Annotated in this window: 7 protein-coding genes and 3 rRNA genes; 2 read left to right on the forward strand and 8 right to left on the reverse strand. The window is 66.6% G+C overall.

Going from position 1 to position 10,130, the window contains the following annotated elements; all coding sequences use genetic code 11:
* Positions 1 to 3: 3 nt before the first annotated feature.
* Positions 4 to 360: a hypothetical protein gene (locus A3Q37_RS33650; RefSeq protein WP_065490734.1), complete on the reverse strand. Its 357-nt coding sequence runs from the start codon at positions 358 to 360 to the stop codon at positions 4 to 6.
* A 42-nt stretch (positions 361 to 402) separates the two neighbouring features.
* On the opposite strand from A3Q37_RS33650, the gene A3Q37_RS33655 reads away from it, so the two are divergent.
* A complete protein-coding gene (locus tag A3Q37_RS33655) occupies positions 403 to 750 on the forward strand; it encodes an SCP2 sterol-binding domain-containing protein (RefSeq protein WP_065490736.1) in 348 nt (115 codons plus the stop codon).
* A 56-nt stretch (positions 751 to 806) separates the two neighbouring features.
* Here the strand turns inward: A3Q37_RS33655 and A3Q37_RS33660 are convergent, their stop codons facing one another.
* Positions 807 to 1,607: an ABC transporter ATP-binding protein gene (locus A3Q37_RS33660; RefSeq protein ID WP_065490748.1), complete on the reverse strand. Its 801-nt coding sequence runs from the start codon at positions 1,605 to 1,607 to the stop codon at positions 807 to 809.
* 176 nt (positions 1,608 to 1,783) lie between these two features.
* Positions 1,784 to 2,827, reverse strand: coding sequence for an HAD-IIA family hydrolase (locus tag A3Q37_RS33665; protein WP_065490738.1), 1,044 nt, complete (start codon positions 2,825 to 2,827; stop codon positions 1,784 to 1,786).
* A 72-nt stretch (positions 2,828 to 2,899) separates the two neighbouring features.
* Here A3Q37_RS33665 and A3Q37_RS33670 point away from each other — a divergent pair, with 72 nt between their 5' ends.
* Positions 2,900 to 4,180 (forward strand): DUF1015 domain-containing protein, encoded by a 1,281-nt coding sequence (locus tag A3Q37_RS33670; protein ID WP_065490740.1) that lies wholly within the window; start codon positions 2,900 to 2,902, stop codon positions 4,178 to 4,180.
* A 60-nt stretch (positions 4,181 to 4,240) separates the two neighbouring features.
* Here the strand turns inward: A3Q37_RS33670 and A3Q37_RS33675 are convergent, their stop codons facing one another.
* The 5 genes from A3Q37_RS33675 to A3Q37_RS33695 all read right to left on the reverse strand — a co-directional run.
* Positions 4,241 to 4,936, reverse strand: a complete 696-nt coding sequence (locus A3Q37_RS33675) for a tetratricopeptide repeat protein (protein WP_065490742.1) — start codon at positions 4,934 to 4,936, stop codon at positions 4,241 to 4,243.
* On the reverse strand, positions 4,933 to 6,114 hold the full coding sequence (locus A3Q37_RS38265; protein ID WP_218064583.1) for a hypothetical protein: 1,182 nt from the start codon (positions 6,112 to 6,114) through the stop codon (positions 4,933 to 4,935). Before A3Q37_RS38265 ends, A3Q37_RS33675 begins: the two co-directional genes overlap by 4 nt.
* Positions 6,115 to 6,326: 212 nt before the next feature.
* Positions 6,327 to 6,443 (reverse strand): 5S ribosomal RNA (gene rrf, locus A3Q37_RS33685).
* 111 nt (positions 6,444 to 6,554) lie between these two features.
* A 23S ribosomal RNA gene (locus A3Q37_RS33690) occupies positions 6,555 to 9,601 on the reverse strand.
* A gap of 296 nt (positions 9,602 to 9,897) precedes the next feature.
* Positions 9,898 to 10,130: ribosomal RNA gene (locus A3Q37_RS33695) — 16S ribosomal RNA — on the reverse strand; the annotation flags it as partial.

Genomic DNA, 10,130 nt, shown 5'->3' on the forward strand with positions numbered 1-10,130 from the left:
GGTTCAGCTCCTGTGGTCGTGCGTGTTGTCGTACGCGGATGAGGTTCCGGGTACGGCCGTGGGCCCGGGCGGCCCGGGTGCGGCGGCCGGACGGGCGTCCAGCGAGGTCAGCGCGTCCTTGAGGCCACGGTGTACATCCTCGTACACCTCGATGTGCCCGTCCGCCGGGAGGTGGTCGGCGTCGGCGAGCCGCTCCAGCCGGGCGTCCACCGCGGCATGGCCGGTGGGGGTCCGCACGACCCCGAGGGGCGCGGGCCCGGCGGGCTCGAAGGAGGGCGCCGCGGCGGCCGGCTCTCCGTCCACCGGCTCGTCGGGCGTGCTCACGGGCGGTGTCCCCGCCTCCGGCGTCCAGTCGCTCATGCCGAAACGCTACCGCGACCGGCCGGTGTACCGTCGAGCACGATGGCGACCATGGCGGAGTGCCGCAGCGCACTCGACAAACTCTCCGACAACCTCGCAGCCGCCGAGGGCGACGTGCGCAGCGCGGCTGCCCTCGACCGCTCGCTGAGCTGTCACATCAAGGACCTCGACATCACGTTCACCGGCAGGCTGGCGGATGGCCGGATCCGGGTGGCGGACACGGTGGAGGGACCGCCCAGGGAGAAGGCCGAGATCAGGCTCGCGATGACGGGCGACGACCTGGTCGCCCTGGTGGACGGCGACCTGAACTTCGCGAAGGCGTGGGCCGCGGGCCGCGTACGCCTGGAGGCAGGCTTCAGGGACCTGCTGAGGCTGAGATCACTGCTGTAGCAAGCGCCATCGAGCCCGGGCAGATCAAGCCCGTCCGGCGATTGAGGACAAGCCTTTCAGGCGGCAACCTTCCGCGCCTTACGCGCGGCCGGCACGACAAGCGGCGTCCCCGTCTCCGGATCGTCGATCACCTGGCACCGCATCCCGAACACCCGCTCCACCAGCTCCGCGTCGACAACGTCCGAAGGCGCCCCCTCCGCGACGATCGCCCCGTCCCGCATCGCGATGAGATGCGTGGCGTACCGCGCGGCGTGGTTCAGATCATGGAGCACGGCGACCAGGGTCCGCCCCTGCGTCTCGTGCAGCTCGGCGCAGAGATCCAGTACGTCGATCTGGTGCTGGATGTCGAGGTACGTCGTCGGCTCGTCGAGCAGCAGCAGCGGCGTCTGCTGGGCCAGCGCCATGGCAATCCAGACCCGCTGGCGCTGACCGCCGGACAGCTCGTCGACATAGCGCTCGGCCAGCTCCGCGACGCCGGTGGACTCCATGGACTCGTTGACCACCCGCTCGTCCTCCGGCGACCACTGCCGCAGCAGCCCCTGGTGGGGGTAGCGGCCGCGGGCGACGAGGTCGGCGACGGTGATCCCGTCGGGGGCTATGGAGGACTGCGGCAGCAGCCCCAGCGTCCGGGCGACCTTCTTCGCGGGCAGCTGGTGGATCGTCTGCCCGTCCAGCAGCACCTGCCCCTGGCTCGGCTTCAGCATCCGGGCGAGGGCCCGCAGCAGGGTCGACTTGCCGCAGGCGTTGGGCCCGACGATCACGGTGAAGGAGTTGTCGGGAATCTCGACCGAGAGGTTCTCGGTGATGACCCGCTGGTCGTAGCCGAGGGTCACCGATTCTGCGGTGAGGCGCTGCATGGTCGTACTCCCGGAGTCGGCGAGGTGAAGCGGTACGGCGCGGGGCACGGGCGGACCACCGAGCAGCACCAGGTTAGGTTAACCTATCTTCCTTCTGCCGCCACGGGTCCCGGCGGCCGCCGAGCACGCTCAACGCCCTGACGGACAAGGGGCGTCCGGCGACACCGAGAGCTGGTTCAGAGCTGGAGCCCCGCGAGGGCCTTCCCCGTCTCCAGCCCGCACACACCCGCCCCGGCGAAGGTCCAGGCCGCCGCGCAGAGCGCCCGCAGCCCGTCGAGCGCGTCGCCTTCCCCGTCCAGGGCCAGCGCGTCCCCGCGCACGGCGGCCGTCCAGCCCCCGCAGCGGTACGCGTCCCCGTCCGGCGTCACCTCGGGCTGCCCGGTCAGCAGCCCCCGCAGGTCCCGGTCCACATAGGTCGGCCGGTGCTCCGGCGGGGCGGCGAGGAGCTGGGCCGCGTCGGTCACCCCGGTCAGCACCAGCAGCGAGTCGACACCCCCGTTGAACGCCCCCTCGATGTCCGTGTCCAGCCGGTCCCCGACGACGATCGGCCGCTTCGCCCCGGTCCGCAGCACGGTCTCACGGTGCATCGGCGGCAGCGGCTTCCCCGCCACCTGCGGCTCGGCCCCGGTGGCGATCCGTACGACCTCGACCGCGGCCCCGTTGCCGGGCGCGATGCCCCGGGCGCTCGGAATGGTCAGGTCGGTGTTGGACGCGAACCACGGCAGCCCGCGCCGAATGGCGAAACTCGCCTCGGCGAACCGTCCCCACGTCATGTCCGGCCCGCCGTACCCCTGGACCACGGCGGCCGGGTCGTCGTCCGCCGACTCCACCGGATCGAGCCCGCGCTCCCGCAGCGCGACCCGCAGCCCCTCGCCGCCGATCGCCAGCACCCGCGCCCCGGGCGGCAGTTGATCGGCCACGAGCCGGGCGACGGCCTGGGCGGAGGTGATCACGTCGGAGGGTTCGGCGGGCACACCCAGCTCCGTCAGGTGCGCCGCCACCGCGTCCGGCGTCCGCAGGGCGTTGTTGGTGACGTACGCGAGGTGCATGCCCCCGGCCCGCGCGGCGGCCAGCGAGTCCACGGCGTGGACGATGGCCTCGCCGCCCGCGTACACCACCCCGTCGAGGTCGAGGAGAGCCGTGTCGTACGCCTCGCTCAGCGCCGTGGCGCTCCCCGACGGACTCCCCGACGGCCGAACGCGGTCCTGCTGGTGGCTCATATGACTCGCTCCTCTTCGCTCTGCGTCTGCCCCGATCATCGCGTATGCCCCAGGCACACATACGATGCCCTGATGAACACTTCAGGTCCCGTCGACCAGGGGCTGCGGCTGATCCCGTTCCGCGGACTGCGTTACGTCCCCGAGCGGGTCGGCAGCCTTGCCGCCGTGACCTCGCCCCCGTACGACGTGGTCGTCCGGCCGGACGGGCTGCACCACCTGGAGTCCGCGGATCCGCACAACATCGTGCGCCTCATCCTCCCCCAGGCCGACACCGCCCGGGACCGGCACCGCCAGGCGGCCGCCACGCTGGACCGCTGGCTGGCCGAGGGGGTCATCGCCCCGGACCCGGACCCGGTGCTGTACGTCTACGAGCAGCGCAACGACGAGATCCTCCAGCGGGGCCTGATCGGCGCGCTGGCCCTCTCCCCCGCCGCCGAGGGCATCGTGCTGCCCCACGAGGACGTCATGGACGACGTCGTCGCGGACCGCGCGGAGCTGATGCGGACGACAGGGGCCCATCTGGAACCGCTGCTGCTGACCTACCGCGGCGACGAGGGTACGCCGACGGGGGCGGCGGCGGTGATCGACCGCACGGTCCTGCGGGAACCGTTGCTCGCCACGACGACGGAGGACGGCTTCCGGCACCGGCTGTGGGCGGTGACGGACCCGGCGGACCGGAGCGAGATCGAGACAGACCTCGCCCGGCGCCAGGCGCTCATCGCGGACGGCCACCACCGCTGGGCCACCTACCTCCGGCTCCAGCAAGAACAGACCGCGCCGGGCCCGTGGGACTACGGCCTCGTCCTCCTCGTCGACACGGCCCGCCACCCGCTCCAGGTCCGTGCCATCCACCGGCTCCTGCGCGGCCTGCCGGTCTCCCGGGCCCTGAAGGCGCTCACCGGTCACTTCCGCGTCCAGCGGGTCGACGGGCCGCTCCCCCGGGCCCTCGACGTCCTGGCCGAAGCGGCGGCCGCCGGCAACGCGTTCCTCCTCGCCGGCGACGGGAGCTTCCACTTGGTGGACCGCCCCGACCCTGCTCTGCTGGCCCGCACCGTCCGGGCGGACCGCCCCGAGGCCTGGCGCACCCTGGACGCGACGGTCCTGCACTCCGCGCTGCTCGACGAGGTGTGGCGGATCCCCGACGCACCCGAGCACATCGGCTACATCCACGACACCGCCGCAGCCGTCGAACAGGCGGAACGCCTCGACGCCACGGCGGTCCTGATGCATCCCGTACGCGAAGAGGTCGTCCGGGACCTGGCCCAGCAGGGTGTGACGATGCCTCGCAAGTCGACGTCGTTCGGCCCGAAGCCGGCCACGGGCCTGGTCATGCGGAGCCTGGCCCTCGACTGACCGTCGATCGAGAGAGGGGCGGCACTCCGACCGGAGTGCCGCCCCTCTTCTCATCGGCTATCAGCCCTTGGCGGAGCCGTCCGCCGGGCCGTCCTCGTCACGAGGCGCGGCTTCCCCGGCCGTGTCCGCGTCGTCGTCACCGAGGACGTCGACGAACTCCACACCGTCCAGCTCGGCGAGCCGGTCCGACGCGTCCGTGGCGCCGTCCTTGTCGGCCTCCAGCGCCTTCCCGAACCACTCGCGGGCCTCGTCCTCGCGCCCGGCCTCCAGCAGGGCGTCCGCGTACGCGTACCGCAGACGCGGGGTCCACGGCTGCACGGAGCTGGACGCCAGCTCGGGGCTCTGGAGCGTCACGATGGCGGCGTCGATCTGGCCCATGTCACGACGGGCCCCGGCGGCCACGAGCCGCATCTCGACCTGCCCGGCCTTGTCCAGCTTCTGCACCTCGGGCTCGCCGGCCATGGCCATCGCCCGCTCGGGCCGCCCGAGCCCGCGCTCGCAGTCCGCCATGACGGGCCACAGCTCGACGGACCCGGTCATGCGCCGGGCCGCCCGGAACTCGGCGAGCGCCTCGGCGTACTTCTGCGTCGCGTACGCCGCGAACCCGGCCGCCTCACGCACGGCGGCGACGCGGGACGCGAGCCGGAGGGCGATCCGGGAGTACGCGTACGCCTCCTCGGGATCCTCGTCGATCAGCCGGGCCACCATGACGAGGTTGCGCGCGACATCCTCGGCAAGGGTCTTCGGCAGGCTCAAGAGCTCCTGGCGTACGTCCTTGTCGATCTCGTCGCCCGTGACGTCGTCCGGGATCGGCAGCCGCTTGATCGGCTCCCGGTCGCGGTCACGGTCCCGGTCATCGCGCCGGAAGCCACCACGGTCCCGGTCGTCACGCTGGCCGCCGCGGTATCCACCCCGGTCGTCGCGGCGGAACCCGCCACCACGGTTGTCGTCACGACGGAAGCCACCACCGCGGCTGTCATCACGCCGGAACCCACCACCGGAACCGCCCCGGTCACGGTCACGATCCCGGTCGTCGCGCCGGAAGCCACCGCCAGAAGGCCGGTCGTCGTCCCGACGGGGACCACGCGGGCGATCGTCACGCCGGTCGAAACCACCGCTGGGACGCCCGCCCCGGTCATCACGACGATCAAAGCCACCGCTGGGACGGCCACCCCGGTACCCACCACGGTCGTCATCACGACGAGGCCCACGGTCCCGGTCACGGTCGTCGCGCCGGAAGCCACCGCCGGAGGGCCGGTCATCGTCCCGACGGGGACCGCGCGGACGGTCATCACGCCGATCGAAACCACCACGGTTGTCGTCGCGGCGGAACCCACCACCGCGGTTGTCGTCACGCCGGAAGCCGCCACCGGAAGGCCGGTCGTCATCCCGACGCGGGCCGCGCGGACGGTCATCACGCCGATCGAAACCACCACGGTTGTCGTCACGGCGGAACCCACCACCGGAGCCACCGCCCCGGTTGTCGTCGCGCCGGAAGCCGCCGCCGGAGGGCCGGTCGTCATCACGACGGGGACCGCGCGGACGGTCGTCACGACGGTCGAAGCCACCGCTGGGACGCCCGCCCCGGTCATCACGCCGGTCAAAGCCACCGCTGGGACGGCCACCCCGGTACCCACCACGGTCGTCATCACGACGAGGCCCACGGTCCCGATCCCGGTCCCGGTCCCGGTCGTCACGACGGAACCCACCACCGGAAGGCCGGTTGTCGTCGCGGCGGAACCCACCACCAGAGCCGCCACCGCGGTTGTCATCGCGCCGGAAGCCACCGCCCCGGTTGTCGTCACGGCGGAAGCCGCCACCGGAGGGCCGGCTGTCGTCCCGACGCGGGCCGCGGTCGCGATCCCGGTCGTCGCGGCGGAAGCCGCCACGGTCGTTGTCGCGTCGAGGTGCGCCGGAACCGGACCGGTCGTCACGACCACCGCGGTAACCGCCCCTGTCACCGCCGTCCCGGCGACGCGGCTCGCGCTCCGGACGGTCGTCGGGAGAGTTGGTGGACATGGGTGTGACTCCTGTCTTCGGGTACCACAGACATTCTCGCGCAGCCGACCAGCCGACGCGCTTCGGAAAAAACAAAAGGACCCCTGGTCCCAGCGTGAACGCTGGGACCAGGGGTCCTTGAAAGATTGTTCGGCGGCGTCCTACTCTCCCACAGGGTCCCCCCTGCAGTACCATCGGCGCTGAAAGGCTTAGCTTCCGGGTTCGGAATGTAACCGGGCGTTTCCCTAACGCAATGACCACCGAAACCCTATCGGGTTCTAGCGAACAAGCACACTCTTCAATTAAGTAGTGAAACTGTTCAACCGGCGCGATAACTGTTCGCAACCCGGGAACAACACAGTGGACGCGAGCAACTGAGGACAAGCCCTCGGCCTATTAGTACCAGTCAGCTCCACCCGTTACCGGGCTTCCACATCTGGCCTATCAACCCAGTCGTCTACTGGGAGCCTTAACCCCTCATGGGGGTGGGAACACTCATCTCGAAGCAGGCTTCCCGCTTAGATGCTTTCAGCGGTTATCCTTTCCGAACGTAGCCAACCAGCCATGCCCTTGGCAGAACAACTGGCACACCAGAGGTTCGTCCGACGTTCTAAACCCAGCTCGCGTACCGCTTTAATGGGCGAACAGCCCAACCCTTGGGACCGACTCCAGCCCCAGGATGCGACGAGCCGACATCGAGGTGCCAAACCATCCCGTCGATATGGACTCTTGGGGAAGATCAGCCTGTTATCCCCGGGGTACCTTTTATCCGTTGAGCGACAGCGCTTCCACAAGCCACTGCCGGATCACTAGTCCCGACTTTCGTCCCTGCTCGACCCGTCGGTCTCACAGTCAAGCTCCCTTGTGCACTTACACTCAACACCTGATTACCAACCAGGCTGAGGGAACCTTTGGGCGCCTCCGTTACTCTTTAGGAGGCAACCGCCCCAGTTAAACTACCCATCAGACACTGTCCCTGATCCGGATCACGGACCCAGGTTAGACATCCAGCACGACCAGAGTGGTATTTCAACGACGACTCCACAACCACTGGCGTGGCCACTTCACAGTCTCCCACCTATCCTACACAAGCCGAACCGAACACCAATATCAAACTATAGTAAAGGTCCCGGGGTCTTTCCGTCCTGCTGCGCGAAACGAGCATCTTTACTCGTAGTGCAATTTCACCGGGCCTATGGTTGAGACAGTCGAGAAGTCGTTACGCCATTCGTGCAGGTCGGAACTTACCCGACAAGGAATTTCGCTACCTTAGGATGGTTATAGTTACCACCGCCGTTTACTGGCGCTTAAGTTCTCAGCTTCGCCACCCCGAAGAGCAGCTAACCGGTCCCCTTAACGTTCCAGCACCGGGCAGGCGTCAGTCCGTATACATCGCCTTACGGCTTCGCACGGACCTGTGTTTTTAGTAAACAGTCGCTTCTCGCTGGTCTCTGCGGCCACCCCCAGCTCAAGCAGCAAGTGCTATCACCAGGTGTGGCCCCCCTTCTCCCGAAGTTACGGGGGCATTTTGCCGAGTTCCTTAACCATAGTTCACCCGAACGCCTCGGTATTCTCTACCTGACCACCTGAGTCGGTTTAGGGTACGGGCCGCCATGAAACTCGCTAGAGGCTTTTCTCGACAGCATAGGATCATCCACTTCACCACAATCGGCTCGGCATCAGGTCTCAGACTTCATGTTGCGCGGATTTGCCTACACAACGTCCTACACCCTTACCCCGGGACAACCACCGCCCGGGCTGGACTACCTTCCTGCGTCACCCCATCGCTTACCTACTACAAGTCTGGTTCATCGGCTCCACCACTACCCTCAACTCCGAAGAGATCGGGCCGGCTTCACGGACTTAGCATCGCCTGATTCAGTACTGGGCGTTTCAAAGCGGGTACCGGAATATCAACCGGTTGTCCATCGACTACGCCTGTCGGCCTCGCCTTAGGTCCCGACTTACCCTGGGCAGATCAGCTTGACCCAGGAACCCTTAGTCAATCGGCGCACACGTTTCTCACGTGTGTATCGCTACTCATGCCTGCATTCTCACTCGTGAACCGTCCACAACTCGCTTCCACGGCTGCTTCACCCGGCACACGACGCTCCCCTACCCAACCACACAGGCGTTGGCCCTATATGTGTGATTGACACGACTTCGGCGGTACGCTTGAGCCCCGCTACATTGTCGGCGCGGAATCACTTGACCAGTGAGCTATTACGCACTCTTTCAAGGATGGCTGCTTCTAAGCCAACCTCCTGGTTGTCTCTGCGACTCCACATCCTTTCCCACTTAGCGTACGCTTAGGGGCCTTAGTCGATGCTCTGGGCTGTTTCCCTCTCGACCATGGAGCTTATCCCCCACAGTCTCACTGCCGCGCTCTCACTTACCGGCATTCGGAGTTTGGCTAAGGTCAGTAACCCGGTAGGGCCCATCGCCTATCCAGTGCTCTACCTCCGGCAAGAAACACACGACGCTGCACCTAAATGCATTTCGGGGAGAACCAGCTATCACGGAGTTTGATTGGCCTTTCACCCCTAACCACAGGTCATCCCCCAGGTTTTCAACCCTGGTGGGTTCGGTCCTCCACGAAGTCTTACCTCCGCTTCAACCTGCCCATGGCTAGATCACTCCGCTTCGGGTCTAGAGCGTGCAACTCAAACGCCCTGTTCGGACTCGCTTTCGCTACGGCTTCCCCACACGGGTTAACCTCGCTACACACCGCTAACTCGCAGGCTCATTCTTCAAAAGGCACGCAGTCACGACTGTATGTGCAAGCACATACAGCGACGCTCCCACGGCTTGTAGGCACACGGTTTCAGGTACTATTTCACTCCGCTCCCGCGGTACTTTTCACCATTCCCTCACGGTACTATCCGCTATCGGTCACCAGGGAATATTTAGGCTTAGCGGGTGGTCCCGCCAGATTCACACGGGATTTCTCGGGCCCCGTGCTACTTGGGTGTCTCTCAAACAAGCCGCTGATGTTTCAGCTACGGGGGTCTTACCCTCTACGCCGGACCTTTCGCATGTCCTTCGCCTACACCAACGGTTTCTGACTCGTCTCACAGCCGGCAGACCATGACAGAGAGATCCCACAACCCCGCATGCGCAACCCCTGCCGGGTATCACACGCATACGGTTTGGCCTCATCCAGTTTCGCTCGCCACTACTCCCGGAATCACGGTTGTTTTCTCTTCCTGAGGGTACTGAGATGTTTCACTTCCCCTCGTTCCCTCCACACTGCCTATGTGTTCAGCAGCGGGTGACAGCCCATGACGACTGCCGGGTTTCCCCATTCGGAAACCCCCGGATCACAGCTCGGTTGACAGCTCCCCGGGGACTATCGTGGCCTCCCACGTCCTTCATCGGTTCCTGGTGCCAAGGCATCCACCGTGCGCCCTTAAAAACTTGGCCACAGATGCTCGCGTCCACTGTGCAGTTCTCAAACAACGACCAGCCACCCACCACCCCACCCATGAGGGCGAGTTCACTGGGGCCGGATCAGAAGGACAACCATACGGCCGTACCCTCAGACACCCAACAACGTGCCCGGCCCGATGCCCTGTTCACCACGTTCCACGCCGAAGCAGTACTAATGGTGACCAGATCATCGTGCCGAATAGTCAACGTTCCACCCATGAGCTGACCACCGTCGAACATTTGCCGACGTAGTGGCTCTGGATTCCTTACGGAATCTAGATGCTCCTTAGAAAGGAGGTGATCCAGCCGCACCTTCCGGTACGGCTACCTTGTTACGACTTCGTCCCAATCGCCAGTCCCACCTTCGACAGCTCCCTCCCACAAGGGGTTGGGCCACCGGCTTCGGGTGTTACCGACTTTCGTGACGTGACGGGCGGTGTGTACAAGGCCCGGGAACGTATTCACCGCAGCAATGCTGATCTGCGATTACTAGCAACTCCGACTTCATGGGGTCGAGTTGCAG

The organism is Streptomyces sp. PTY087I2 (assembly GCF_001687325.1).
Lineage (GTDB): Bacteria > Actinomycetota > Actinomycetes > Streptomycetales > Streptomycetaceae > Streptomyces.

Coding starts and splice junctions, on each gene's coding strand:
- A3Q37_RS33655 (WP_065490736.1), top strand. CDS start 403: ATGGCGACCATGGCGGAGTGCCGCAGCGCACTCGACAAACTCTCCGAC.
- A3Q37_RS33660 (WP_065490748.1), bottom strand. CDS start 1,607: ATGCAGCGCCTCACCGCAGAATCGGTGACCCTCGGCTACGACCAGCGG.
- A3Q37_RS33650 (WP_065490734.1), bottom strand. CDS start 360: ATGAGCGACTGGACGCCGGAGGCGGGGACACCGCCCGTGAGCACGCCC.
- A3Q37_RS33670 (WP_065490740.1), top strand. CDS start 2,900: ATGAACACTTCAGGTCCCGTCGACCAGGGGCTGCGGCTGATCCCGTTC.
- A3Q37_RS33665 (WP_065490738.1), bottom strand. CDS start 2,827: ATGAGCCACCAGCAGGACCGCGTTCGGCCGTCGGGGAGTCCGTCGGGG.